Raw genomic sequence first — 25957 nt, 5'->3', positions numbered from 1 at the left:
ACGGATGCCGTGGATCTTCGTACGTCTGTCGCTGTTCGTGCTCGCGTGCGCGGCCGCAGCATGGACGCACCGACCCGGACGGGCGGTCACCGACTCCCTGGAGGCAGCCATGCTGAGCGCCACCCTGAGCCACGCGGCCCGCAGCCCGCGCGCCCGGCACGCCGTCGAGGCGCTGCCCCTGACCCGCGCCGTCGTCGACCGGTTCGTGGCCGGCGAGCGCACGACCGACGCGGTGGCCGCCGCGTCCGAGCTCGCCGCCGTCGGCCGCAGCGTGACGATCGACGTGCTCGGCGAGGGCGTCCACGACGTCGCCGGCGCGCGGCGCACCCGCGACGCCTACCTCGCCCTCCTCGGCGCGCTCGCCGAGGCCGGCCTCGCACGCGGCGCGGACGCCTCGGTCAAGCTCTCCGCCCTCGGTCAGGCGATCCCGGGCGTCGGCGAGGCGTTCGTCGTCGAGCAGGCCGAGGAGGTCTGCGCGGCCGCCCGCGCGGTGGGCGCCACCGTCACCCTCGACATGGAGGACCACACCACGGTCGACTCGACGCTCTCCGTCGGCGAGACCCTGCGCCGCACCGACCCGACCGTCGGCAACGTCCTGCAGTCGAACCTCCTGCGCACCCCCGGCGACATCGCCGCCCTCGCCCGCGGCGGCGCGGGCGGCACCCGCGTCCGCCTGGTCAAGGGCGCCTACAAGGAGCCGGCCGGCGTCGCCCACCAGCGCAAGCGCGACGTCGACGCGGCCTACCGCGACGACGTCGCCGCGCTCCTCGGCTCGCGCTGCTACGCGATGATCGCCACGCACGACCCCGTCATGCTCACGCACGCCGTCGGGGTCGCCGAGCGCGAGGGTCGCACAGCCGACGCCTGGGAGCTGCAGATGCTCTACGGCATCCGCACCGACCTCCAGCAGGGCGCCACCGACGCCGGCCACCGCATGCGCGTGTACGTGCCCTTCGGCACCGACTGGTACGGCTACTTCATGCGTCGCCTCGCCGAGCGTCCGGCCAACGTGGCCTTCTTCCTCCGAGCGCTCGCCCACCGCTGAGCCGCTCCGCCGCATCCGGCCCCACCCGGCCCCACCCGGCCCCACCCGACCACCGCCCGTTCCGCCGCATCCAGGGAGACCACCGATGGACGCCGTCACCACCCCGCCCGCCCCGACCAACGAGCCGGTGCTGACCTACGCGCCCGGCACGCCCGAGCGCACCGCGCTGCAGGCCGAGCTGGCGCGGCAGGAGGCCGAGCAGCCGACGCTGCACGCCGTCATCGGCGGCGAGCGGGTCGTCGGCAGCGGCCCGGAGCACGAGGTCGTCCAGCCGCACGACCACTGGCACGTGCTCGCGCGCTTCCACGGCGCCGGCGAGGCTGAGGCGACGGCCGCGGTGACCGCGGCCGCCGAGGCCGCGCGGCCCTGGCGCGACCTGCCCTTCGACGAGCGGGCCGCCGTGTTCCTCCGCGCCGCCGAGCTCCTCGCGGGCCCGTGGCGTCAGCGGCTCAACGCCGCCACCATGCTCGGCCAGTCGAAGACCGCGGTGCAGGCCGAGATCGACTCCGCCTGCGAGCTCATCGACTTCTGGCGGTTCAACGTGCACTACGCCGCGACGATGCTCGCCGAGCAGCCGATCGCGAACAGCCCCGGCGTCTGGAACCGCACCGACCACCGCCCGCTCGAGGGCTTCGTCTACGCGATCACGCCGTTCAACTTCACTGCCATCGCCGGCAACCTGCCGACCGCGCCGGCCCTGATGGGCAACACCGTGGTCTGGAAGCCCTCGCCGACCCAGCAGCTCGCGGCGTCCCTGACGATGGAGCTGCTCGAGGAGGCCGGTCTGCCGCCCGGTGTGATCAACCTGCTGCCCGGCGACGGCCTGGACGTCTCGCGCGTCGTCCTGCCGCACCGCGATCTCGCGGGCATCCACTTCACCGGCTCCACCGCCACCTTCCAGCACCTGTGGCGCACCGTCGGCGAGAACATCGCCGGCTACCGCTCGTACCCGCGCGTGGTCGGGGAGACGGGCGGCAAGGACTTCGTGCTCGCCCACCCCAGCGCCGACGCCGACGTGCTGCGCACCGCGCTGATCCGCGGCGCCTTCGAGTACCAGGGCCAGAAGTGCTCCGCCGCGTCGCGCGCCTACGTGCCGGCCTCCCTGTGGGCCCGCATCAGGGACGATCTCTACGCCCAGACCGAGGCGCTCTCGATGGGCGACGTCACCGACCTCGCGCACTTCCTCGGCGCCGTCATCGACCGGCGCGCGTTCGACCGGCACGCCGCCGCGATCGCCCGCGCCCGCGCCACCGACGGGCTGACGATCGGCGTCGGCGGCACCGTCGACGACGCGGAGGGCTACTTCGTGCGTCCGACGATCATCGAGGGCGTCGACCCCACCGACGAGGTGTTCACCACCGAGTACTTCGGCCCGATCCTCGCCGTGCACGTCTACGAGGACGGCCGCTTCGAGGAGACCGCCCGCCAGCTGGAGAGCGCCTCGCCCTACGCGCTCACCGGCTCGGTGCTGGCCCGCGATCGCGGCGCGATCGCCTGGGCGTCGCGCGAGCTGCGGTTCGCAGCCGGCAACTTCTACGTCAACGACAAGCCGACCGGCGCCGTCGTCGGTCAGCAGCCGTTCGGCGGCGGCCGCGCGTCGGGCACCAACGACAAGGCCGGGGCGCCGTCGAACCTGGCCCGCTGGACCAGCCCGCGCTCGATCAAGGAGACCTTCGTCGCGCCGGTGACGCACGGTCACCCGCACCAGGGCTGAGGGGTCACCCGAGCACCGTGGCGCAGCCCAGGCCGATCGTCGACGCGGCGACCGCGAGCGTCGCGACGGCGGCCAGGCGATGCCGCGCGGTCGGCAGCCGGGTCGTCGCGGCAGCCAGGCCGAGGAGGCCGACGGCCAGGCAGAGCGACCAGGAGACGGGGCTGGTGGAGTCGGCGACGACGGTGAGGCCCCGGAGCCCGTCGGCCAGCAGCACCCCGGCGAGCGCTCCGGCGCCCAGCGCGCGCGGCAGCGGCGGACGTCCGACGAGGCCGGCGGTCGCGGCGCCGACGAACGGGCCGGCCACCACGCCGACGGCGCCCCACAGGGTCGGGTCGTAGGTCCAGCCGCGCGCCTCGGAGACCGCGGTGTAGCCGAGCACGAGGCTCACGAACGACGCGGCGCCGAGCACGGCGCCCCACCGGAGGCCGGGACGCCGGGACGCGACGGCCAGCGCGGTCAGCAGCGTCCAGCCGGAGACGGAGTTCGCCAGCGGCGCGAGGGATCCCGGAAGCCAGGTCTGCGCGTACGAGGTCGCGCCGCCGAGGGCGAGGCCGGCGAGCACCACGACGAGGGCGTCGGCGGCGAGGTGCAGGGGGCGTCGAGCGGTCATGTCGGCGATCCTCGCGGCGGATCCGGCCCGATCGCGGTGCTGCGGCAGCAGACGGCACCTGCGGGGGAGGAGGTCGGCACCGGAGGACGACCTTGTGCGGTGTGCTGCGATCGAGGGGAACCCCGCGCCGTCCCCGAAGGAGCCCTCGTGACCTGGACCGACGTCCCCGACCTCACCGGCCGCACCGCGCTCGTCACCGGAGCCAACGCGGGCCTCGGCCTCGAGACGACGATCGCGCTCGCCGGCGCCGGCGCGCAGGTGCTCATGGCCTGCCGCAACCGGGGCAAGGCGGACGCCGCGGCCGACGCCGTCCGCCGCCGCCATCCCGCGGCCGACGTGCGGGTCGTCGACCTCGACCTCGCCGACCTCGCCTCCGTGGAGCGGCTCGCGGCGCTGCTGCTCGACGAGGACCGGCCGCTGGACCTGCTGATCAACAACGCCGGTCTGATGGCCGTCGACGAGGCGCGCACCGCGCAGGGCCTCGAGCTGCAGTACGGCGTGAACCACCTCGGCCACCACGCGCTGACCGGACGCCTGGTGCCGCTGCTGCTGCGCTCGGACCTCGCGCGGGTCGTCAGCGTGTCGAGCATGGGCCACCGTGCTGCCCGGGGGCGTCCCGACCCGACGCTCGAGCGCCGCTACGACCGGTGGAACGCCTACTTCCACAGCAAGCTCGACAACCTCTACTTCACCGCCGAGCTGCAGCGCCGGGCCGCCGCGGCCGGCTCGCACCTGACCGCGCTCGCCGCGCACCCGGGCGGCTCCGACACCGATCTGGGCGTCGAGGGCAGCGGCGTCTCCAACCGGGCGATCGGCCTGCTCGCGCCGCTGCTCGCCCAGCCGGCCGCCGACGGCGCCCGTCCGACACTGCGTGCCGCCACCGACCGGACGCTCCCGGGCGGCGCCTTCGTCGGCCCCCGCTTCGTGGTGCGCGGCCGGACGCCGGTCGTCGAGCGGCCCAGCCGCCGCGCCCGCGACGCCGACGCCGCCCGCCGGCTCTGGGAGGAGTCGGTGGCGCAGTCCGGCGTCGATCCCGAGGTCGCGCTGCGGGGGTGAGGCGCGCAGGTTTCCCCGGATATCCGGGGAATCTGGACGTTGTCAGGGGAAGTTTCGCCTGACAACGTCCAGATTCCCCTGACCAGTCCGGGCCGTCCAGCCGGGACGGACGCTCAGGCGCGGCGACGCCGGAGGGCCGTGGCCGCGAAGCCGACGAACCCGACCGTGGTCGCCACGAAGGACGCGCCGACGACGGCGCGGAACCGCGGATCGTCGTCCAGGTCGGGCTTGAACGCGAGCGGCAGGAACATCCCGGCGTTCGACCACGCGGCCACCGCCATCGTGCGCTGCAGCGGCGCCGGGGCGTCGGGCAGCGCGGTGCCCAGGGCGACGCTCGCCGTGCCGAGAGCGGCGAGGTCCAGGTGCCACTGGCGGATGCGGGCCGGGGCGACGATGCCGAGGCGACGGGCGTCGTCGCGTCGGTCGATCACCAGCGTGTAGACCCAGCCGGAGAGGGCTCCCGCGGCCAGCTCGGCCATGCCCGAGGTCGCCAGCAGGCTCGGAGCCGCTCGACGGGAGGACGGCCGATCGGAGACGGGGTCGCGGCGCATGCGGGCATCCTCCCAAGCGCGGCCCGCGGTGTCCGGGATCGTCCGGGATCGTCCAGGGCCGAGCGGATCCCCGCCGGCCCGCGACTGCGGCGCCCTAGCGTCGTCCCCACCAGCCCGCCTCCCCGGTGCGGCCCTCCCCAGGCCGCCCGACGCCGACCCCTACGCCGGCTCGACCCCCGCGAACGGCACGCTCAGCAGCTCGGCCCCGATCCGCAGCCGGTAGCGCGTACGACCCCGGGCGACGACGACCCCGATGCGCCCCGCATGCGACCCCGGCACGACGATGCGGGCGCGGTGCCCCACGCCCAAGCGCACCGGCGTGATGCCCGCGCGGTGGGCGGCGAGGTCGGCCAGGTAGTTCGGGTGCATCGGCGCGGGACGACCGCGATGGGTCCAGGCGTAGACGTGCTCGAGGGAGAAGACGCGGCTGCAACGCCCGCAGCTGAGCACCCGCTCCGGACGGCGGTGGCGCTCGACGACGTGGCCGGCCGGGCAGACCCCGCGCCAGGCGCCCTCGACCCGCGGGGCCTCCGGGGAGACGCAGCGTGCTCCGGTGGACCCGATGCGTCGCGCGATCGCGCGCCAGACGGCGTCGTGCTGGTGCTCGGGACCGGCCAGCGCGTGCGCGATCTCGTGCAGCACCGTCTCGCGCACCTCCGCCTCGGCGTGCAGCAGCGTCAGAGGCGCGCTCAGGCCGATGATCCGCCGATCGTGGCGGCACACCCCGGCCCGGCGCTTGGCCGAGTCGAGCCGCACCTGCCAGTCGTCCAGCCCGTGCTCGTGGAGCAGCGCGGTGGCGAGGCGGAGGGCGGCGTCGAGGTCCATGACGGGAGACCATCATCGGGCACCGACAGTCCGGACGTGTGCCCGGGACGGCCTGGGGACACCGGGCCGCATGCCCCCGTCCACCCCCGCCGGGCGGCAGCACCACGACCTGCACGAGGGCGGGGCGAGGACCACGGGCTGACGACAGGGGCGGGGCGACGGCGCGGGAGGCGTCCCGCGGCCCGTCCCACCGGATCCGTCGATCCCGGTTTGGCTCCCCACCCTTCTGGGCAGACAGGATGCGGAGCGAGACCTCCGCGGCACTCCGTCGTTGCCCTGTCGTGGGCGACGGCCGCATCCGTCCCGTCCCACGTCTCACTCGGATCGAAGGAACCCCATGCGCTCTCGGACCTCCCCTGCTGGACCCGCCCGCCCCACAGACCCCGCCGGACGTCGGCGTGCCGCCCGCCGAGGAAGGCCGCTCGCCTGGGTGGCCGGGCTCGCCGTCGCCGCCACCGGCGTCTCGCTGGTCACCATCGGCGGCGCCCAGGCCGCGCCGCAGCGGATCCTGCAGAACGTCGCGGTGCAGGTCGCGCCCGACGGCACGCTGACCGGCATCCGCTCCACCGTCATCCGCTCCGAGGACGGCGGCAAGCCGAGCAGCAGCGACGAGGGCCTCGACCCCTCGCAGGTGCAGGGCGGGCTCCCGGTCCGCGTGCTCACCGCCTACCGCACCTCCGACGGCCGCGTCGGCACCGACCTGCGCGACATCAAGGGCTTCGACGGCACCGTCACCATCGAGGTCACGGTGCAGAACACCACGGCCCGGCCCGAGCAGATCGACGCCGACGTCGACTCCGAGCGCTTCAGCTCCGCGCAGCTCCTCGCGACGCCGCTGACCGTCGTCGGGGGCGTCACCCTCGACAAGGACGCCCTCGGCTCCGTCGTGACGGGTGCCGGCTCCTCCGACGCCGGCTCCGAGGTCACCAACGGCGTCGTGAGCCGGGTCGACGACGCCACCCGCGTGCAGTGGTCGACCTTCCTCGCGCCCCCGCGGCTCTCGCCGACGGCCACCTTCCGCCTGGTCGAGCGCACGGACGACTTCAAGGTGCCGACCTTCGACCTGAGCGTCCAGCCGGGCCTGGTCACCGACCCGTCCATCACCCGCCTGCTCGACGTCGTGTTCGGCGACGGCGAGGGCAGCGTCAGCCAGCTCGACGCCGAGACCATCGCGCAGGTCGAGGAGATCGCCGCCAGCCTCGGCGCCGCCGACCGCACGCTCGGCACGATCGTCGGCCAGCTCGAGGACGCCCGGGACAGCTTCGGCCAGCGCGCTGTGTCCGGCCTCGAGGCCGGCCGCACCCAGCTCTCGGCCCAGCTGGTGAGCCTCGTCGACCAGCTGCGCGCGGCCCGCGAGGCCTCCAGCAATGCCTTCCGCACCTCCGGTGCGGAGCTGCGGAGCAGGATCGACTCCAACATCGACACGATCCTCAAGCGCCTCGGCGACCCCGACCGGGTCCTCGCCCAGGGCGCCCCGTCCTCCGCGCCCACGTCGGCCCGGTGCACGGGCGTCCCCAGCCGCGCCACGTCGGCGAGGCTGTCGATCTTCGAGCGGGTCTACCGGGTCTCCACCGACCTCGACCGGCTCGACCGCGCCGCCCAGGGCTGCCGCGCCGACCTCGAGCGCCAGGTCCGCGGCGCCATCGGCGGCATCGTCGACGACCTCCAGGGCATGAAGGGCCAGCTCGGCCGCACCAGCGCCGACATCGTGAGCCTGCGCAGCACCCTCAGCACCACCATCGACACCGCCCTCGGCAGCGGTCTCCCGGCCGCGCTGCAGGACGTCACCAAGCGCACGACCGCGCTCATCGACTCCTTCACCGCGAAGGACGGTCCGCTCGACCTGCTCGCCAGCGGCGGGACGTCGTCCGACGACCAGGCGACCTCGGTCGACCAGGCGCTCGCCGCGGTCCGCACGCAGTTCGGCACCCTGCTCGGCCTGACCTCGCCGAAGGGCTCCGAGCTCGCGAAGGCGCTCGGCACGCTGGCCACCTCGGTGAAGTCCCAGGCCGACCTGCTCGACTCCGGCTCGTCCAGCGTGCTTGCCGACCTGAAGGCCCGCGCCCAGCAGCTCTGCGCACTGCAGCTCGCGCCCGGCGACCCCGCCCAGACCGGTCCCACCGCCGACGAGCAGCTGCGCGACCAGATCGTCGGCTCGCTGAGCGGCCAGGACTGCGCCAAGAACGACGTGGCCAACTCCCTCGCCGCCCGCATCGTGGCGGTCACCGCCGCGCTCCGCGCCGCGGCGTCCGACGCGGCGCCGGGCTCCGGCTCGGGTGGCTCGGGTGGCTCCCTCTTCGATCTCCTCGACCTCCTCGGCGGCGTCCGCGGCGCGGTCGACGGCGTCCTGTCCAACCAGTTCGCCTCCCTCGAGACCGTGGTGAAGAACGCGCTGAGCACGGGCGACGACAACCGGTCCGCCGTCGCGAACGCCGTCAACGGCGTCCTGACCTCGGCCCGGGGATCGGTCTACGACCGCTCGCTGCCCGCGCCCGACATCGACCCGTCCAGCTGCGCCCCGAAGGCGCCGCTCGACCAGACCAAGGCGCCCGCGCTGAACCTGCTCCAGGAGCGGGTGGCCGTGCTCGGCTGCTACCAGAAGACGCTCGACGCCACCGTCTCCACGTCGCTCGGCGCAGGTGACGCGAGCGCGGCGTGCCCGGCCCCCGCCACGCCGCCCGCCAGCCCCTCGGCCACCCCCGCGCCGACCACCGCGCCGGAGTCGGTGCTCGGCGTGCTGGGCGCGCAGTGCGCCACGCTGACGCAGGACCAGCAGGGCCTGAAGGACAGCACCGACGACTTCGCCAGCGCGACCGACGAGATCTTCGACGACCTCAGCACCTTCCTCACCGCCCAGGAGTCCGAGCTGACCTGCGACATCGGCGCCGCCGTCAAGCGGCAGCGGCTGGTGCTCGGCGAGACGGCGCCCCGCTCGACCCTGCTCGAGCGCGTCTGCGGCCGGCCCCGGGTCGAGGGCCCGGACGTCACGAAGACCCAGCGCTACCAGCAGCGACGTCAGGTCGACTCCGCCGTCTCCTCCGCGATCGGGAGCATCACCGACCAGATCCGTGGTGCCACCGGTGACACCGACGCGACCCGCCGCGAGCTCACCCGCAGCCTGATCGCGGTGCTGCGTCAGATCGGCGACCCGCAGCGTCCGCAGCAGGGCGGCCTGCTCGGCGAGATCGACGACCAGGCCAGCTCCACCGGCGACGCGCAGAACGTCCTGCGGACGCTCGGCGTCACCACGGTCGGCTTCCGCAACGGCCGCCAGCTGGAGCAGGCGTCGCTCGACCAGCTCCGCACGGTCGACCGTCGGGGCCGCGACCTCGCCTCGGCCTTCCCGCTGTTCGCCATGGAGCCGCCGGCCGGCAGCACCTTCCGCACGGTCTTCAGCTTCCGGATCGGGGACGAGTGATGCGCGCCCGTGCCCTCCCGCTGGGCCTGGCCGCCGGGCTCGTCGGGCTCGCCGGCCTCAGCGGCTGCAGCGACGACGCGGTCGGCTCGCCCGCCCCGCCGGCGGCGGAGGTGAAGGTCGCGGCCGCGCCGAAGGACCTCGGCACCGTGAGGATCGGCGTGCTGGTGTCGGTCAACGCGCCGGCCGACCAGGGTGGCGACTACACCGACGGCCCGGCCACCGGGAAGGCCGCCTCCCCGGCGGCGGCCGCCGCCGGCGCCTGGCTGGCCGCCTACCGCAGCCGACTGGCCGGCACCGGCGTCCAGCTGGTCGTGCGCTCCGACGCCGGCCGCAGCGCCACCGCGCTGAAGGCCGTCCAGGACATGGTCTCCGAGCAGGTCTCCGGCATCGTCGTCGCCACGAGCGGGAGCCACCTCGAGGACGCCCTGGCCAGCGCGAGCACGGCGGGCGTGCCCGTCGTCGCCCCCTACCTGGGGGACGACTCCCTGCCGAGCGGCGTGTACGCCACCGGCCCGACCCGCGACCAGGTGACCGGCGCGGTCGAGGAGGCCCTCCAGCAGGCGGGTCGCTCGACGCCGCTGGTGCTGTCCGACGGCTCGCCGCTGCGGCTGGACGGCGCGGTCGGCGTCGCCGCCCTCGACCGGTACGAGCGGCAGGTCCGCGCCGCGCAGAGCCGGGCCCGCCGCGGTGGCTCGCAGGCCACCGTCGCGCCGGCGTTCGACTCCGTGGTCATCACCGGCTCCGCGGCCTCCGACGCGTCGCTGCTGGCGCGCGTCCAGACCGGCGTCGCGCAGGCGGCGAGCCTGCCGATCATCCTCGGACCCGAGGCCCTCACCCCGGCGTTCACGCTCGCGGTCCAGGGCGTCCAGGCGTCCGGTGCGTCCGGGTCGGCCGGACGCGGTGAGCCGACCGCCTCGATGTCGGGTCGGCTCAGCGCGGTCGGCACCGACGCCACCGACGCCACCACCCTGCGCGCCGACGCCTCGGGCGACGCCGCCGCCGGCTTCTTCGCCGCGCTGCGGCTGGCTCTCGGCGGGTCGCAGATCCCCGACGACGACGTCCTCGGCCCCTTCGCCGAGTTCGGTCGCGGGGCCGACACCGCCAGCCACGACGCCGTGCTCGCCCTCCTCGCGGCGGTCCGCACGGCGGGCTCGACGGCGCCGGCCGAGGTCGCGTCGGCGCTCGCCGGCTCCACGCCCGGCTCCGCGGACGGGCTCGCCGGCCCGGCGCTCGACTTCGGCGACGCCAGCGCGCTGCCCGACGACTCCGTGAGCCTGCTGAGCCCCACCACGCAGGACCCCGGCGTGCGTCCGGTGGCCCAGGACGCCGACGGCACCAGCCTGCCCGGCGTCTTCTGGTTCGCCTCGACGAAGCAGGGATGATCGGGCGCACGATCAGGCAGGACGTCCCGGCCCACGACCGCACGGCGGCCCACGGCCGGGACGCAGACGAGAGGTGAGCAGGTGTCGGTGAGCAGCAACCAGGCCCTCGGCAGCCGGTACGAGCTGGTCGAGACGATCGGCGCCGGCGCGATGGGCGTCGTGTGGCGCACCCTCGACCGGCAGACCGGCGAGCAGGTGGCGGCCAAGCTGCTCAAGGCCGAGTACACCTCCGACCACGATCTCGTCGGCCGGTTCATCCAGGAGCGCTCGATCCTGCTCGGGCTGCGCCACCCGTCCCTCGTGCAGGTGCACGACCTCGTCGTCGAGGGCCAGAGCCTGGCCATCGTCATGGACCTCGTCCAGGGCGGCGACCTGCGCGGTCACCTCCGCGCGGAGGGCCCGCTCGCCCCGCTCGACGCGGTCGACGTGGTGTGCGCGGTGCTCGACGCGCTGGCCGTGGCCCACGAGGCGGGGTGCCTGCACCGGGACGTGAAGCCCGACAACGTCCTGCTGGCCGCAGGTCCCGACGCGCTGGCCAGCCGGGTGCGCCTCACCGACTTCGGCATCGCGCGGCTCGCGCAGGACTCCACCGTCCAGGTCACCGGACTGCTCGGCACGCCGGGCTACATGCCGCCCGAGCTGTTCTCCGCCGGCCGCTTCGGCGCGGCCTCCGACGTCTACGCGGTCGGCGTCATGCTCTACGAGCTGCTGGCCGGACGCACGCCCTTCGCCGGGCCGGGCACGGCGCACACGCTGGGCTTCCGGCACGTGACGTCCGCGCCGCCGCCGCTGCCGGTCGACCCGGCACTGTGGCAGGTGCTCTCCGGCATGCTGGCCAAGGACCCCAGCCGTCGACTGCCGGCCGCGGCGACGGCCGCCGCGCTGCGCGACCTGCGGGAGCGGCTCGACGGCGTCGCGGCGCTGCCGCCCCAGCCCGAGCCCACCGCGTGGGCCCCGGCCGACGACGCCCTGGGCGCGACGCCCGCGGAGGCGCTCCGCGTCGAGAACCTCGACGCCGGGGTCGACCTCGGCGCGACCCGGCTCAAGGGCGCCGCGGCGCCGGCCGCGCCCGCCGCGCTCCCCGGCGAGGTGCAGGCGGTCGTGGCGCCGTCCGTCGGCGACGAGGCGGTCGACGCCGTCACGAACCTGCGTCCGCGGCTCGAGGTCGCGCCGCCGACGCTGCCGTCCCAGGCCGCCCCGCCCAAGCCGCCGATGGAGCGGCGCACGCGGCTGATGATCGCGGGCGCCTCCGCTGTCGCGGTGCTCGCCGTGGTCGGCGTCGTCGTCGCCGTCACCGGCGGCAAGGACGCCGGTGGCCCGTCCGGCTCGGCGGGCGGCTCCGCGGCCGCGCCGGCGGCCCTCGACGCCTGGAAGCCCTACCGCTCGGGTCTGCGCATCACCCCGTCCATCGCCACCGAGGGCGACGCCGCGACCCTGACCCTCGCGCTCGCGGCCGACGGCGCGCTCGGAGGCGACGCCCTGGTCGTCGTCCCCAAGCCGCCTGACGGCGGGTGCGACGCGCTGACGCCGTCCACCGGCGACGGACCGGTGGTCTCCTCCCTCGCCCAGGCGCAGGTCGGCGATCTCGGGGGCGGCTGCGCGCTGCTCCCCGCGCTGACCGACCACGTGGGCGGCGATGCCCGGCCCGTCACGCTCAGCTTCCAGGCGCCGGGCTGGGCCGGCGACCCCGGCCGGGCCGCCGAGTGGGCGCAGCAGGCCGAGACGCTCACCGAGGCGGCGCTGGCCTCGGTCGATACCACCGCCGACGTGTACGCCGCGCAGCGGGTCACCGGCCTGTGCGCCACCGTGCCGTCCACCGGCCGGCGCCGCGAGATCACCGTCCGCGCCGAGGTCGTGTCGGGCGAGGGCGAGGCCTGCGGGCCCCAGGTCGCGACGCCCGCGTCGGGCACCCCCGCCGTCCTGCCGGACGTGCTCGGCAGCGGGTTCACCAAGGACGACTTCACCCTCTCGATCCGGGGCACCGACGGCAAGGCGTGCCCGCAGGTCGCCGAGGGCGGCACCCTGTCGATCACCACCAAGCCCTACGGCGGCAGCGGCACCGACACCTGCACGGTGGCGGTCACGGCGGCGGGGGCTGACGGCCGCGTCCTCACCACGGCCGACCCTGTCACCGTCGACGTGCCGCGTCTCCAGAGTTGAGCCACCCCCACCCATCGAGGACCCCGCATGCGCATCTCCTGCACCGTCGTCCACGAGTCGACCACCCGCGACGTCCTCGTCGCCTGTGACGACGCGACGCCGGTCGCCACCCTCGAGCGGGCGCTGGCCGCCGAGGTCGGCGCCCACGGCTCCTGGAGCCTGCGCCCGGCGGCCGACGACGCGACCGTCGCCGAGCTGGGCCTGCACCACGGCGACGTCGTCTCGTTCGGCGGGCACGAGCCCGTCGAGCTCCCCACCGCCGGCCTGCAGCTGCACGTCACCGGGGGGCCGTGCGCCGGGCTGGTGTTCGCCCTGCCCGTCGGCACCCACGAGATCGGCCGCACCGGCCCGCTGTCGTGGCCCGACCGCTCGCTGTCGCGCCGCCACTGCCGGCTCGAGGTCACCGCCGGAGACGTGACGGTCGTCGATCTCGGCTCCACCAACGGCGCCGCCGTCGACGGCGCCCTGCTGAGCGCGGACGAGCCGACCCCGCTGGCGCCGGGGCAGCTGCTCGAGATCGGCGACTCCGTCGTCGAGGTGCGCTCCGCCCGGGCGGCCGAGACCGTCGTGGAGTCGGGCGACCCGGGCTGGCGCAACTTCCTGCGGCCACCGCGGATCGCGCCGTACGTCGACCCCGCGGAGATCGAGATCCCGCGGGCGCCGCAGGCCCACAAGACCCGTCGGCTGCCGTGGATCGCGATGCTGCTGCCGCTGCCCGTGGCTGGCATCATGGCCGTGGTCTACAACCCGATCAGCCTGCTGTTCGGCCTGATGTCGCCGATCATGATGCTCGGCAACTACATCGCCGACCGCGTCGGCGGCGCCAAGGACCACCGCGAGGAGGTCGAGGCGTACGAGGCCAGCCTGGCGCGGGCCCAGGAGCGGCTGCGCGAGGCGGTCCGCGAGGAGGAGCAGCGGCTGCGGCAGGCGATGCCGGACGCCGCCGACGTGCTCGTCACGTGCCTGCTCCCGGGCCGGAGGCTGTGGGAGCGGCGGCGCCACGATCCCGACTTCCTGGCCCTGCGGCTCGGCACCCACGACCTCCCCTCGGAGGTGCGGCTCACCGGCGAGCGCACCGAGAACCAGCACGAGACGCACGCGGTGCCGGTCGGCTTCGACCTGGTGACGTCCGGCGTCGTCGGCCTCGCGGGCATGGCCGAGGAGATCGACCGGACGCTGCGCTGGGTCGTCGTCCAGCTGGCGGCGCTGCACGCGCCGCGCGACCTCACCATGACCTTCCTGACCACCCGCGGCTCCGAGGAGTGGGGCTGGCTGCAGTGGGTGCCCCAGCTGCGGCCGGCCGACCCCGAGTCGGTCGTGGCGATGGTCGGTCTCGACACCGACACCCTGACCGCCCAGGTGGCGGCGCTCTCGCGGCTGCTGAGCGAGCGCCAGAAGGCGCTCAAGGAGCACTCGGCCACGGCCGACTCCTTCCCGGCCCACGTCGTCGTGCTGCACGGGTTCCGCGAGATGCGCGCCGTGCCGGGGCTCACCGAGCTGCTCGCCCGCGGCCCGCAGGTCGCGATCTTCGCGATCTGCGTCGACGACCACGAGAAGTCCCTGCCGGAGCGGTGCACCGCCACGCTCGCCCTCCAGGCCGACGACGCCGCCCGCGCCGTGCTGCGCCGGGGCGGCACCCGCGATCTGGTCGGCGTGCTGCGCGAGGGCGTCGAGTCGGCCTGGTGCGACCGCGCGATGCGTCCGATCGCGTCGCTGCGCGACGTCGGCGCCTCGCAGGAGGGCGAGTCGCTGCCCGACTCCGCGCGACTGCTCGAGGTGCTCGGCATCGACCCGCCCACCGCCGACGCCGTGCGGGCCGGCTGGGTGATGCAGCCGGAGAGCACGCGCATGGTGCTCGGCGCCGGGCTCGGCGGCCCGTTCAGCCTCGACCTCAAGGCCGACGGACCGCACGGCCTGATCGCCGGCACCACCGGCGCGGGCAAGACCGAGCTGCTGCAGACGATGATCGCCTCCCTGGCGGTCGCGAACCGGCCCGACGCGCTGAACTTCGTGCTCGTCGACTACAAGGGCGACGGCGCGTTCAAGGACTGCGTCAAGTTCCCGCACACGGTCGGCAAGGTCAACAACCTCGACCCTCACCTGGTCGTCCGCGCGCTGGCCTCGCTGCGTGCCGAGCTGCACTACCGCGAGCACTTCCTCGCCGAGGCCGGCGTCAAGGACATCGAGGACTACCGCGACCTGCGGGCCAAGGAGCCGCACCGGCCGCCGCTGCCCCGCCTGCTGATCGTGATCGACGAGTTCGCCCAGCTCTTCAAGGAGCTGCCCGACTTCGTCAACGGCCTGGTGGCGATCTCGCAGCTGGGCCGCTCCCTCGGCATCCACCTGATCCTCGCGACCCAGCGGCCCAGCGGCGTGGTCTCCCCGGAGATCCGCGCCAACACCAACATGCGCATCGCGCTGCGGGTGGCCGACGCCGGCGACTCCACCGACGTGCTCGACTCCCCGGACGCCTCGCGCATCGCGAAGTCGACGCCGGGTCGCGCCTACGTCCGGCTCGGCGCGGGCGCGCTGCAGCCGTTCCAGTCCGGACGCGTGGGCGGACGACGTCCGGGTGCGGTCGCGGTCGACGTCCCGCCGCCGTTCGTGGCGCCGCTCGGCTGGCGGGGGCTCGCCTACGCCCCGCCCGCGCCGCCGAAGACCAAGCAGGCGGCCGTGGCGGTCGACGACACCGACCTCGCCGCGCTGGTGGCGGCCGTGGTCGAGGCCGGCCAGGCCGAGGGCGTGCCGCCGCAGCGCAGCCCGTGGCTGGAGGCGCTCGAGGAGCGCCTGATCGCGCCCGAGCACCCCGAGCCGGTGCCCGGCGCCGTGCCGCCGCTGGCCTACGGCCGCTGCGACCGTCCCGAGCTGCAGCGGCAGGAGGTCGCGACGTGGGACCCGCACCGCGACGGCCACCTGCTGGTGATCGGCTCGGCCCGCTCGGGTCGCTCGCAGGTGCTGCGCACGCTCGCCGGCGCGGTGGCCGCCCAGGCGACGCCGTCCGACGTGCACCTCTACGGCATCGACTGCGGCAACGGCGCGCTCTCCGCGCTGCTGCGACTGCCGCACACCGGCAGCGTCGTCTCCCGCACCGAGAGCGAGCGGGCCACGCGCCTGCTCGCGCGGATCGGGGAGGAGCTCGACCGCCGGCAGCGGCTGCTGACCCAGCACGGCTTCGGCGACGTCTCCGAGCAGCGGGCGTCGGGCGTCGACCCGCTGCCGCACCTGCTGGTGATGCTCGACCGCTGGGAGGGCTTCACCGCCACGCTCGGCGCCACCGACGCCAACACCGACGCGATCATGCGGATCCTGCGCGAGGGCGCCAGCCTCGGCGTCCACGCGATCATCACCGGCGACCGCACCCTCGCCTACAACGTGCGGGTCTCCTCGATGACGGAGAGCAAGCTGACGCTGCGACTCGCCGACCGCGACGACTACGGCCTGGTCGGCCTCACCCCGCGCGACATGCCCGACTCGGTGCCCGACGGCCGCGGCTTCTACGGCACGGGGGTCGAGACCCAGGTGTTCCTGCTCGGTGACGACTCCACCGCCCAGGGCCAGGCGCAGGCGCTGGCCGTGCTGGGGGAGCGCGCGGCCGCGCGCGGTCCCGTCACGGTGGCGCCGTTCCGGGTCGACCCGCTGCCGCTGCGCATCGAGCTCGGCGAGCTGCTCTCGCTGCGCGGCGCGGCGTCCGGTGCGGCGCCCGGCGGTCCGGTGGCGGTGATCGGCGTCGGCGGCGACGAGCTCACCGCCTTCGAGGTCGACTACCGCTCCGGCGCCGGCTTCGTCGTGGGCGGGCCCGGACGCTCCGGGCGCAGCACCGTGCTGCGGGCCGCGGCCCAGTCGTGGCTCGACACCGGCGGTCAGGTGGTCGTCGTCGCGCCGCGCCCCGGGGCGATGCGCGACCTCGACGGGCACGAGGGCGTGCTCGGCGTCGTGACCTCGGACGAGTCGGAGTCGCGGTTCGCCGCTCGCTGCGCGGAGGCGAGCGCCCCGCTGCTCATCGTGGTGGACGACGCCGACGGGATCCGCACCTGGGACGCCGGCGACCACGTCCTGGGCGTGCTGCGCGGCCAGCGCCCCGGCAGCCAGGTGCTGGTGGGCGGCGACGCGGAGTCCCTCGCGTCGGCGTCGCTCGGCTGGCTCGGCGAGCTGCGCAAGGGCCGCCGTGGCCTCCTGCTCTCACCGCAGTCCTACGGTGACGGCGAGCTCGTGGGCCTCCGGCTGCCGCGCGACCTGATCGGCGGGCCCATCCAGCCCGGCCGCGGCTGGCTGCACCGCGGCGACGGCCAGTGGGTGCAGGTCGCGACCTGCGCCCCGCTGCCCGACCAGGCCGGCGTCTGAGGCCGACCCCTCGCGCCGACCCCGGACACAGAGCAGGGGCCCGACCGGAGATCCGGTCGGGCCCCTGCTCGTCGGGTGGGGGGACGTCAGCCCTTGAGCGCCTTGGCGAGCTCGCTGTCGACGTTCTGGAACGTGGTGGCGGCCTTCTCCAGGTAGCCGGCGAGGCCGTCGAGGCCCTCGAGCGCCTTGTTCAGGCCGCCCTTGAGCTGCTCGTAGGACTCGTTGAACTGGCCCGACGCGGAGTCGGTGACGAAGCCGCCGGAGGTGAGCTCGTGGACCTTGCCCTTCAGGCGCTCGAGCTCGTCGTTGATGGTCTGCTGGTGGTTGCGGAACTCCGTGGCCTTCTGCTGGAGCTCCTGGTACGAGACCTTGACGTTGGACATGCCGTCTCCTGGGAGGTGATGTGACGAGGAGCCGACCTCCTCGGTCCGGCGCCCCGAGCGCCGACACTGTCCCCCTATCCCGCGTTCGGTGGAGGGCCAAACCCGCTCGGACGAGAAATCTCCCCGTGTGCGCCGGGCTCGGCGTCGGCACGCGCCCTCGGGTCGCTGCCGCGCGCCGCGCGTCACCGTTCGGCGTCGTCAGCGCGCGGCGCCGCTGCGGTGGCCGAGGTCGTGCGCCGCGCGACCGGTGCGCCGCCGCACCAGGTGGGCGACGAGCCGCGAGCCCACCAGCAGCACCGCCAGGACGATCGTCGCGACCACCACGAACGAGGTGGCGGTGCCCTCGCCGACCAGGCGGCGCACGCCCATGCCCACGATGACGGTCGTCGGCCAGACCAGCAGCCCGGCCACCAGGCCGCCGCCGGCCCACGACCGCGCCGAGAGCACCGCCCAGGCCAGGGCGACGCCGACCAGGAACGGCCCGGCGGTCTCGAGGGTGCCCAGCAGCGTGAGGCCCTCCTCGTGGCTGGAGCGGCCGATCGCGGCGAAGAGCAGGACGAGGGCGACGTCGACGGGCAGCCAGAGGAAGCGCATGGCGCCATCATGACGCGCGGCTCCCCGCCTGCCGGGCACACTGGCGGGGGAGGCGGCCGGCTCAGATCGCGCGGTCGCGCGCCGATGTCCCGATCGGCCCGGGCCGTGCCGGCCCGCGGCCGGGAGCGCGGACGCGGGCGTCCGGCGGGAGGAGCGAGGGTGACCCATCCGGTGCACGTGCGGGGGCTGCGCGTCCGCTTCGGCGAGGTCGAGGCGGTCGGCGGCATCGACCTCGACGCGGAGGCCGGCCAGGCCACCGCGCTGCTGGGTCGCAACGGCGCGGGCAAGTCGACGACGATGCGCGTGCTCGCCGGGGTCGTCCCTCCGACCGAGGGCGACGTCCAGGTGGCCGGCTTCGACCTGCGCACGCACACCATGGACGCGCGCCGCGCCGTCGGCTACTGCCCCGACATCGGCGGGCTCGTGCCGCGCGCGACGCCGTGGGAGCACCTGCAGCTCTCCGCGCGGCTGCGCGACCTCGACCGTCACGACCCCGGCTGGGAGGCGCGGGCCCGCGACCTGCTGGAGCGCTTCGGGCTCGGCGACGTCGCCCACCGCATCACCGCCGGCTTCTCCCACGGCATGGGACGGCGGCTCTCGGTCGTGCTCGCCGCGATGCACCGGCCCCCTGTGCTGCTGCTCGACGAGCCGTTCGACGGGGTCGACCCGCTCGGGGTCGAGGCGACGCTGGAGCTGATCGCCGACGCCCGCGCCCGCGGCGCGGCCGTGCTGGTCTCGACCCACCTGCGCGATCTCGCCGTGGCCGCCTGCACCCAGGTGCGGGTGCTGCGCGGAGGCAGCCAGGTGGCCGTCGTCAGCGCCGCGCAGATGGGCGGCGAGGAGGGTGCGCGTGTCTACCGCGACCTCCTCGACTGAGCCGGGCCGCCGCCCGCGGCGCGAGGGGCTCGTCCGACCCCTGCGCGACGTCGCGGCGTTGCTCGCCTTCCGGCGCGGCACGGGCGGGCGGCGACAGCGTGTGGCCGCGGCGCTCGTCGTCGCCTCGCTCCCCGCAGCGGCGGTCGTCCCGGCCCTGACGCCGGACGCCGGCGGCACCGGCCGCGCGTTCAACCTGCTCGTGCTGCTGCCGACGGCGATGGCGGCCCTGGTGGTCATCACCGCCGTCTCCGCGATCGCGGGCGGCGGCGGGCGCGAGCTGCTCGCCCGCGAGCCCGCGCAGGTCTTCCCGGTCAGCCCGACCGTCGACCACCTCGGCGCGCTGCTGCTGGCGCCGCTGACGATCGCCTGGATGGTGCAGGCCTGGGTGCTGCTGGGCGCGGGGGCCTACGCCGTCGGGCCGCGTCCGGTGCCGCTGCTGGGCCTGCAGCTCGGGCTGGCGCTGTGGCTGCTGCTGGCCACGGCCGTCGGCCAGGCGCTCGCGTGGACGGTGGAGGCGGTCCGCCGGCGTCCCCGCGGCCTCCTGCTCGTGCGCGGCGTCGCCGCCGTGCTGGTGGTCGCGGCGCTGGCCGCCCAGGCCGCGCACCGGCTCGTCCCGCTGCTGGACGCCGTCCCGACGTCGTGGCTGCTCGTCGGGCTGCTCGGCGCGCCCGGGCCGCGCTGGGGCCTGACGCTCGCCGGCCTGGCCGTGGTGACGGTCGGCGCCGTCCTGCTCGGCGCGGTGCCCGCCCGCCGGGCCGCCCGGCTGCTCCCGATCGACGAGGTGGCCGCCGAGACCGGGCACCGCCGGGCGAGGCCGCTGCCCCGCTCGGCCGCCCGCGCGCTCGTGCGCGGCGACCGGGCGTCGGTGTGGCGCGCCGTCCCGATGCGCCGGGGGCTGCTGGTGCTGGCCCTCGGCCCCGGCCTGGTCGCCGTCCTCGGCGACCTGCCGTGGTCGTCGCTGACCCTGCTCCCCGGCCTGGTGATCTCCGGCGGGGCGCTGCTGTTCGGCGTCAACGCCTGGTGCCTGGACGGCGGCGGCGGACGCTGGCGCGAGAGCCTGCCGGTGCCGCCGCAGACCGTCTTCCGGGCGCGGGTGCAGGTGCTGGCGGAGTTCCTGCTGGCCGCCGGCGTCCTGACCGTGCTGGTGGCGGGCGCGCGAGCCGGGGTGCCGCGTCCGGCCGAGGCCAGCGCGCTCGTCGCCAGCCTGCTCGTGGTGCTCGTGCAGGTGACCGGGGCGTCGATGCGCTGGTCGCAGCAGCACCCCTACGCCGTCGACCTGCGCTCGGCCCGCGCGACGCCGGCGCCGCCCACGGCGATGGTGGGCTACTCCGCGCGCCTGGCCCTGGCCACCACCGTCACCGGGCTGGTCTTCAGCGGGCTCGCGCAGATCGACGACTGGCGGATCGCGCCGCTGCTCGCGGTGCCGATGCTCGCCTGGTCGGCGGTCCGGCTCCTGCGCACCCGGGAGCGCTGGTGCGACCCTGTGCGGCGCTCCGCGGTCGTCCTCGCCGTCACCGCCTGAGGGGCCTGCGCGCGTCCGACCCCAACGGGTGGCTTCTGCGGACGGTCGGCGTCGGCTGGCACGCTTCTGCGCGTGCTGGCCCATCGCTGTCGCGTCTGCGACAACCCCCTGTTCGCCGAGAACTCCGTGTGCATCTCCTGCGGCACCGCCCTGGGCTGGTCGCGCGCCGAGCGGACGCTCGTGCCCGTCGACGTCGAGGGCCGCTACGTCGACGCCGGCGGCGCGGCGTGGTTCGTCTGCCGCAACCTGGGGCTCTCGGGCTGCACCTGGCTGGCGAGCGTCGAGGGCGGGCAGTGCTTCTCCTGCGACCTCACCCGCATCCGCCCGTCCGACGACGACGCCGAGGGCCTCGCGGCCTACGCGGTGGCCGAGGCGGCCAAGCGGCACCTGATCGCCGAGCTCGAGGGCCTCGGGCTGCCGATCCTCGGCAAGGACCCCGCCACGGGCGGCGACCCCGAGAACGGCCTGGCCTTCGACCTGCTCTCCAGCGTCGAGGAGGACGTCACGATCGGGCACGCCGAGGGCGTCATCACCATCGACCTCGCCGAGAGCGACGACGCCCACCGCGAGCAGGTCCGGGCGCGGCTGGCCGAGCCGTACCGCACGATGCTCGGCCACTTCCGTCACGAGATCGGCCACTACTACGAGTGGCAGCTGGTGCGCGGCGAGGAGCGGATGGCCCGGTGCCGCGAGCTGTTCGGCGACGAGTCGGCCGACTACCAGGCCGCGATCGACCGCCACTACGCCGACGGGCCGCCGGACGACTGGGCCGAGGCCTTCATCTCCACCTACGCCACCATGCACCCCTTCGAGGACTTCGCGGAGACCTGGGCGCACCTGCTGCACATCTGCGACACCGTCGAGACCGCGCGCGAGTTCGGCCTGACGACCGTCGGCCCGGTCAGCTCGTTCTCACGGTTCCGCGACGTCGTCACCGGCGTCTGGATCCCGCTGTCGACCGCCCTGAACCAGATCAACCGCAGCATGGGCAAGGACGACCTCTACCCGTTCGTCATCCCCGCCCCGGTGCTCGACAAGCTGGAGTTCGTCGCCTCGCTCGTGCCGGCCACGGCGGGCGACGGCAGCGTCGCCGCCCAGCCCGCCGACCACCCCGCAGGGGCGCCGGCGCCCGCCTGAGCCCGGCTACGGTGGCGTCATGCCGGATGACGTCCAGGACGACGACCTCACGCCCACCTACGTCGAGCAGGGCAAGGCCTTCGAGCGCGACATGACCTACGTGCCCGACCGCATCACCCAGGACGCCCGACGCCCCGAGCACGGGCCGGTCGAGGGCGAGCTGTGGCCGGTCGAGCCGGGTCGCTACCGCCTCGTCGCGGCGCGCGCCTGCCCGTGGGCGAACCGGGCGATCATCGTCCGCGAGCTGCTCGGGCTGCAGGACGTCATCTCCCTCGGCACCCCCGGCCCGACCCACGACAAGAACTCGTGGACCTTCGACCTCGACCCCGGCGGCGTCGACCCCGTGCTCGGCATCCCGCGGCTCAAGGACGCCTACGATAAGCGGTTCCCCGGCTACCCGCGCGGCATCACGGTGCCGGCGATCGTCGAGGAGTCGTCGGGGCTGCTGGTCACCAACGACTTCCCGTGGATCACCCACGACCTCTTCCACGAGTGGCGCGACCACCACCGCGACGGCGCGCCCGACCTGTGGCCCGTCGCCCAGCGCGAGGAGATGGAGGAGGTGATGCAGCGGGTCTTCACCGAGGTCAACAACGGCGTGTACCGCTGCGGCTTCGCGGGCTCGCAGGAGGCCTACGAGTCGGCGTTCGACCGTCTCTTCACCGCGCTCGACTGGCTCGAGGAGCGGCTCGCCGACCGCCGCTACCTGATGGGCGAGGCGATCACCGAGGCGGACGTGCGGTTGTTCACCACGCTGGTCCGCTTCGACCCCGTCTACCACGGCCACTTCAAGTGCAACCGCAACAAGCTCTCCGAGATGCCGCACCTGTGGGGCTACGCGCGCGACCTCTTCCAGACGCCCGGCTTTGGCGACACCGTCGACTTCGAGCAGATCAAGGCGCACTACTACGTCGTGCACACCGACATCAACCCGTCGGGCATCGTCCCAAAGGGCCCCGACCTGTCGGGCTGGACGACGCCGCACGGCCGCGGCTGACCCCGCGGCCGACCCGGCGGCCGACCCCGCGGCGGTCGGGCCCGTCGAGCCCCGGCCCCTAGGCTGACGCCCATGGGCCACGGACACGGGCACGGCCACGGCGGCCATGGCGGCCACGCGGGCGGTCGGGCGGCCGACCGACGGCGCCTGCGCGTCGTCCTGGCGGTCTCGGCGACGGTGATGGTGCTCGAGGTGGTGGGCGCGCTGCTCACCGGCTCCCTCGCGCTGCTCGCCGACGCCGGCCACCTCGCCACCGACGCGGCCGCGGTCGCCCTGGCGCTTGCGGCGTCCTACGTCGCGAGCCTGCCGGCCGGGCGCCGCTCGACCTTCGGCTACCACCGCGCCGAGATCCTCGCCGCGCTGGCGAACGCCGTCGTCCTGCTGGTGGTCTGCGGCTACCTGGCGTACGCCGCGGTGCCGCGCCTGCTGCACCCGACGCCGGTGGAGGCCGGCACGATGATCTGGTTCGCGCTGGTGGGCCTCGTCGCCAACGCGGCGTCCCTGCTCGTGCTCGCGCGGGCCGACGGCACCTCGCTGAATATGCGCGGCGCGCTCAACGAGGTCGTCGCCGACCTGCTCGGCTCGGTGCTCGCGGTGCTGAGCGCCGTGCTGATCCTGCTCTTCGACTGGCAGCGCGCGGACGCCGTGGCGTCCCTGCTGATCGCGGCGATGATCCTGCCCCGCTCGTTCGCGCTGCTGCGCGACGCCGGCGCGGTGCTGCTCGAGGTGGCGCCCGCGGGCCTCGACCTCGACGACGTCGAGCGGCACCTCGCCGGAGTCGAGGGCGTGCTCGAGGTGCACGACCTGCACGCCTGGACGATCACCTCCGGTCTGCCCAGCCTGTCGGCGCACGTCACCGTCACCGACGAGGCGCTCGCCGCGCGGGGCGTGGGGGCCGTGCTCGACGACCTGTGCCACTGCGTGGCCGAGCACTTCGACGTGCGCCACGCGACCTTCCAGGTCGAGCCGGCCAGCCACCGCGCCCACGAGGACCTCGGCGAGGTGCACCGGTGAGGTTCCGCTGCTCGGCGGCCAGCCGCGACGACGGCGAGCCGCTCGCCGGCAGCGCGCCGTCCGACGTCCGCTGGCTGCTGCTGGAGCGTCCGGGTGCCTGGCTGCCGAAGGCCGCGGAGTCGCTGGAGCTCCCCGCTGCGCTCACCGACCCGGCACGGGCCGGCGTCTGGGCGGACGCGCGGGTGCAGCTGGTCCGTCGTCCCGGGGGCGGCCGGACGCCGGACGGACTGGTCGCCTTCCGCGCCGATCTCGCCGCCGGCACCCTCGAGCGGGCCGTCGTGTCCACGCTCGACGACGTCGCGGACGCCGCGTGGGCGCCGTGGCCCCGGCCGCTCTGGCTGGTCTGCGCGCACGGCCGGCGCGACGTCTGCTGCGCCGAGCTCGGGCGCCCGGTCGCGGCGCGTCTGGCGGCGTCCGATCCCGCCGCGACGTGGGAGACCAGCCACCTCGGGGGCCACCGGTTCGCGCCGACCCTGCTCGCGCTGCCGTCGGGCGTCGTGCTCGGCCGCCTCGACGGCGGTGGCTCCGCCGACGCCGAGGCCGCAGCCGCCGTCGACGCCCTGCGCGCGGGCCGCTGGCCGGACGCCGCGGTGCTCCGCGGGAGAGCCGGACGTCCGGCCGCGGTGCAGGCGGCCGAGGCGCACGTGCTGGCCGCGCGTCCGGGTCTGCCGCTCGCCGCGGTCGAGGGTCGGATCGTGCAGGCGCCTGGGGCCGGCGGCGGGGTCGTCGTCGAGGTGCGGACGCCGGACGGCGCCGAGCGGCTGCTGGTCGAGCCCGAGACGCGCGAGCGCCGCCAGAGCTGCGCCGAGGAGCGGCTCAAGCCGGCGACGTCGTGGCGCGTCCGTGGGCCCGCGCCGATCGCGCCGGCCGCGGGCGGGAGTCAGTAGCCCGACGGCCTGCCGTCGGTGTCGAGCCAGTCGCGGAACAGCGTGGTGAGGTCCTGGCCGGAGATCCGCTCGGCGAGCCGCTCGAACTGCGCGGTCGTCACGCTCCCGTGGCGGCGCTCCCGGGGCCAGGCCTTCAGCAGGGCCGCGAAGTCGGCGTCGCCGATCCGCGTCCGCAGGGCCTGCAGCGTCATGGCGCCGCGCTGGTAGACCGGGTCTCCGAAGAGCTGGCCCGGCTCGGTGAAGCGGCGCGGGGCGGGGCTCCACAGCGGATCGTCGGCGGGCTTGGCGTAGCGGCGGTCGAACTCCTGCTGCGGCGTGCGGCCGCCGTGGCTGCCGGTCCAGAGCCACTCGGCGTAGGTGGCGAACCCCTCCGCGAGCCACAGGTCGTGCCAGTCGCGCACGGTGAGGGAGTCGCCGAACCACTGGTGGGCCGTCTCGTGGACCACGGTGAGGACGTCGGCGAAGCCGGGCGGGTAGAACGGGCGGGTCTGCGTCTCGAGCGCGTAGTCGACGTCGGCGTCGTCGACGACGCTCCCGGCGCTCGCGAACGGGTACGGGCCGAACCAGCCCTCCAGCGTCGAGAGCACCTCGGGCAGGCGGGTGGTCGAGCCGGGAGTCTCCCCGGCGTCGACGTAGGAGCGCAGCGGGATGCTGCGTCCGTCCACTGAGCGGTAGGTGCCGGTGGTGACGCGGTAGCGCCCGAAGCCGACGGTGGCGAGGTAGGTGGCCATCGGCTCGCGCACCGACCAGACCGACGTCGTGCGCGTCTCGCCGACCCGCTCCGACACCAGCGCGCCGTTGGCCACCGCGCGGTAGCCGCGGGGCGTGCTGAGGGTGAAGCGGTAGGTGGCCTTGTCGGCCGGCGTGTTGTTCGACGGCAGCCAGGTGAGCGCCCCGATCGGCTCGTTGAGGGTGATCGCGCCGTCGCCGGTGCGCAGCCAGCCCTCGAAGGAGCCGTCCTGGTCCTGGAGCCGCTGCGGGGTGCCGGCGTAGGAGACGCGGGCGGTGAAGCGGTGCCCCGACGCGACGGGTCGGGCCGGCGTCACGACCAGCTCGGTGCCCGAGCGCCGCACCATCGCCCGTCGCCCGTCGACCGTGACGCCGGTCAGGCGCGGGCCGTCGTAGTCGAGGTGGAAGGAGTCCAGCCGCGCTCGCGACCGCGCGGTCAGCGTCACCTGCGCGCTCACGCGGTCGGTCGCCGGGACGTAGGACAGCCGCACGTCGTAGTGCTGCACGTCGTACCCGGTGTTGCCCTGGCCGGGGAACAGCGTGTCGGTGCGCTGGGTGCCGGGCGCGTCGACCGCCGAGCCGGGCAGCGCCGTGAGGGTCAGCCCGGCGGCGATCCCGCCGGCCAGGAGCGTGACGAGGAGGCCGGGGCGACGCGGACCGAGACGGGGCACCGCCCCAGTGTGCCGTGCCGGGGTGCCACCCGTCAGGGGGCGGGC

19 protein-coding genes are annotated in these 25957 nt (G+C 75.5%); 13 read left to right on the top strand and 6 right to left on the bottom strand.

All coding sequences use genetic code 11. From position 1 onward, the window contains the following. The first annotated feature begins 109 nt into the window (after positions 1-109). Both K8Z61_RS12985 and pruA read left to right on the top strand, forming a co-directional pair. On the top strand, positions 110-1045 hold the full coding sequence (locus K8Z61_RS12985) for a proline dehydrogenase family protein (protein ID WP_224130192.1): 936 nt from the start codon (positions 110-112) through the stop codon (positions 1043-1045). A gap of 85 nt (positions 1046-1130) precedes the next feature. After that, positions 1131-2759, top strand: coding sequence for an L-glutamate gamma-semialdehyde dehydrogenase (gene pruA, locus K8Z61_RS12980; RefSeq protein ID WP_263431045.1), 1629 nt, complete (start codon positions 1131-1133; stop codon positions 2757-2759). A 4-nt stretch (positions 2760-2763) separates the two neighbouring features. Here pruA and K8Z61_RS12975 read toward each other — a convergent pair whose 3' ends face one another. Continuing rightward, positions 2764-3369, bottom strand: coding sequence for a DUF6518 family protein (locus K8Z61_RS12975; protein WP_224130190.1), 606 nt, complete (start codon positions 3367-3369; stop codon positions 2764-2766). 147 nt (positions 3370-3516) lie between these two features. Between K8Z61_RS12975 and K8Z61_RS12970 the strand changes: the two genes are divergently transcribed. Then, complete coding sequence (locus tag K8Z61_RS12970; protein ID WP_224130188.1) at positions 3517-4425, top strand: oxidoreductase; 909 nt, start codon at positions 3517-3519, stop codon at positions 4423-4425. 113 nt (positions 4426-4538) lie between these two features. Here the strand turns inward: K8Z61_RS12970 and K8Z61_RS12965 are convergent, their stop codons facing one another. Both K8Z61_RS12965 and K8Z61_RS12960 read right to left on the bottom strand, forming a co-directional pair. Further along, positions 4539-4976 (bottom strand): hypothetical protein, encoded by a 438-nt coding sequence (locus K8Z61_RS12965; RefSeq protein ID WP_224130186.1) that lies wholly within the window; start codon positions 4974-4976, stop codon positions 4539-4541. A 159-nt stretch (positions 4977-5135) separates the two neighbouring features. After that, the gene (locus tag K8Z61_RS12960; RefSeq protein WP_224130184.1) at positions 5136-5801 is read right to left on the bottom strand and encodes a SprT-like domain-containing protein; all 666 of its coding nucleotides are present in this window, start codon (positions 5799-5801) and stop codon (positions 5136-5138) included. Between the two features lie 430 nt (positions 5802-6231). Here K8Z61_RS12960 and K8Z61_RS12955 point away from each other — a divergent pair, with 430 nt between their 5' ends. The 4 genes from K8Z61_RS12955 to K8Z61_RS12940 all read left to right on the top strand — a co-directional run bounded on the left by K8Z61_RS12955 (position 6232) and on the right by K8Z61_RS12940 (position 17102). Continuing rightward, a complete protein-coding gene (locus K8Z61_RS12955) occupies positions 6232-9219 on the top strand; it encodes an apolipoprotein A1/A4/E family protein (protein WP_224130182.1) in 2988 nt (995 codons plus the stop codon). Beyond that, the gene (locus tag K8Z61_RS12950; RefSeq protein WP_224130180.1) at positions 9219-10601 is read left to right on the top strand and encodes a hypothetical protein; all 1383 of its coding nucleotides are present in this window, start codon (positions 9219-9221) and stop codon (positions 10599-10601) included. The genes K8Z61_RS12955 and K8Z61_RS12950 overlap by 1 nt, the downstream gene beginning before the upstream one ends. Positions 10602-10688: 87 nt before the next feature. Beyond that, entirely contained in the window at positions 10689-12761 is a 2073-nt protein-coding gene (locus K8Z61_RS12945) for a serine/threonine-protein kinase (RefSeq protein WP_224130178.1), read from the top strand. Positions 12762-12788: 27 nt separating this feature from the next. After that, entirely contained in the window at positions 12789-17102 is a 4314-nt protein-coding gene (locus tag K8Z61_RS12940; protein ID WP_224130177.1) for an FtsK/SpoIIIE domain-containing protein, read from the top strand. An 86-nt stretch (positions 17103-17188) separates the two neighbouring features. On the opposite strand, the gene K8Z61_RS12935 is transcribed toward K8Z61_RS12940, so the two are convergent. After that, positions 17189-17485: a WXG100 family type VII secretion target gene (locus K8Z61_RS12935; protein WP_224130175.1), complete on the bottom strand. Its 297-nt coding sequence runs from the start codon at positions 17483-17485 to the stop codon at positions 17189-17191. Positions 17486-17683: 198 nt separating this feature from the next. Continuing rightward, the gene (locus tag K8Z61_RS12930; protein WP_224130173.1) at positions 17684-18079 is read right to left on the bottom strand and encodes a DUF3054 domain-containing protein; all 396 of its coding nucleotides are present in this window, start codon (positions 18077-18079) and stop codon (positions 17684-17686) included. Between the two features lie 159 nt (positions 18080-18238). On the opposite strand from K8Z61_RS12930, the gene K8Z61_RS12925 reads away from it, so the two are divergent. From K8Z61_RS12925 to K8Z61_RS19350, 6 genes are all read left to right on the top strand, one after another. After that, positions 18239-18955 (top strand): ABC transporter ATP-binding protein, encoded by a 717-nt coding sequence (locus K8Z61_RS12925; RefSeq protein ID WP_224130172.1) that lies wholly within the window; start codon positions 18239-18241, stop codon positions 18953-18955. Further along, on the top strand, positions 18930-20477 hold the full coding sequence (locus K8Z61_RS12920; protein WP_224130170.1) for a hypothetical protein: 1548 nt from the start codon (positions 18930-18932) through the stop codon (positions 20475-20477). The genes K8Z61_RS12925 and K8Z61_RS12920 overlap by 26 nt, the downstream gene beginning before the upstream one ends. A gap of 72 nt (positions 20478-20549) precedes the next feature. Then, positions 20550-21614 (top strand): putative zinc-binding metallopeptidase, encoded by a 1065-nt coding sequence (locus K8Z61_RS12915; protein ID WP_224130168.1) that lies wholly within the window; start codon positions 20550-20552, stop codon positions 21612-21614. 19 nt (positions 21615-21633) lie between these two features. After that, positions 21634-22611, top strand: a complete 978-nt coding sequence (locus tag K8Z61_RS12910; protein WP_224130166.1) for a glutathione S-transferase family protein — start codon at positions 21634-21636, stop codon at positions 22609-22611. Positions 22612-22683: 72 nt separating this feature from the next. Next, a complete protein-coding gene (locus K8Z61_RS12905) occupies positions 22684-23625 on the top strand; it encodes a cation diffusion facilitator family transporter (protein WP_224130164.1) in 942 nt (313 codons plus the stop codon). Then, positions 23622-24512 carry a sucrase ferredoxin gene (locus K8Z61_RS19350; RefSeq protein WP_224130163.1) on the top strand — a complete coding sequence of 297 codons (891 nt, stop codon included), beginning with the start codon at positions 23622-23624 and terminating at the stop codon, positions 24510-24512. Before K8Z61_RS12905 ends, K8Z61_RS19350 begins: the two co-directional genes overlap by 4 nt. Here the strand turns inward: K8Z61_RS19350 and K8Z61_RS12895 are convergent. Continuing rightward, entirely contained in the window at positions 24506-25912 is a 1407-nt protein-coding gene (locus K8Z61_RS12895; RefSeq protein ID WP_224130161.1) for a M1 family metallopeptidase, read from the bottom strand. The genes K8Z61_RS19350 and K8Z61_RS12895 overlap by 7 nt on opposite strands. Positions 25913-25957 lie beyond the last annotated feature (45 nt).

This window comes from Nocardioides sp. TRM66260-LWL, from assembly GCF_020075545.1.
Classification (GTDB): Bacteria; Actinomycetota; Actinomycetes; order Propionibacteriales; family Nocardioidaceae; genus Nocardioides.
This window is presented reverse-complemented; position numbering and strand designations above follow the sequence as displayed.

Bases quoted from the DNA above. Each gene is read 5' to 3' on its own strand.
- K8Z61_RS12985 (WP_224130192.1), top strand. From the start codon at position 110: ATGCTGAGCGCCACCCTGAGCCACGCGGCCCGCAGCCCGCGCGCCCGG.
- pruA (WP_263431045.1), top strand. From the start codon at position 1,131: ATGGACGCCGTCACCACCCCGCCCGCCCCGACCAACGAGCCGGTGCTG.
- K8Z61_RS12975 (WP_224130190.1), bottom strand. From the start codon at position 3,369: ATGACCGCTCGACGCCCCCTGCACCTCGCCGCCGACGCCCTCGTCGTG.
- K8Z61_RS12965 (WP_224130186.1), bottom strand. From the start codon at position 4,976: ATGCGCCGCGACCCCGTCTCCGATCGGCCGTCCTCCCGTCGAGCGGCT.
- K8Z61_RS12960 (WP_224130184.1), bottom strand. From the start codon at position 5,801: ATGGACCTCGACGCCGCCCTCCGCCTCGCCACCGCGCTGCTCCACGAG.
- K8Z61_RS12950 (WP_224130180.1), top strand. From the start codon at position 9,219: ATGCGCGCCCGTGCCCTCCCGCTGGGCCTGGCCGCCGGGCTCGTCGGG.
- K8Z61_RS12940 (WP_224130177.1), top strand. From the start codon at position 12,789: ATGCGCATCTCCTGCACCGTCGTCCACGAGTCGACCACCCGCGACGTC.
- K8Z61_RS12935 (WP_224130175.1), bottom strand. From the start codon at position 17,485: ATGTCCAACGTCAAGGTCTCGTACCAGGAGCTCCAGCAGAAGGCCACG.
- K8Z61_RS12930 (WP_224130173.1), bottom strand. From the start codon at position 18,079: ATGCGCTTCCTCTGGCTGCCCGTCGACGTCGCCCTCGTCCTGCTCTTC.
- K8Z61_RS12910 (WP_224130166.1), top strand. From the start codon at position 21,634: ATGCCGGATGACGTCCAGGACGACGACCTCACGCCCACCTACGTCGAG.
- K8Z61_RS12905 (WP_224130164.1), top strand. From the start codon at position 22,684: ATGGGCCACGGACACGGGCACGGCCACGGCGGCCATGGCGGCCACGCG.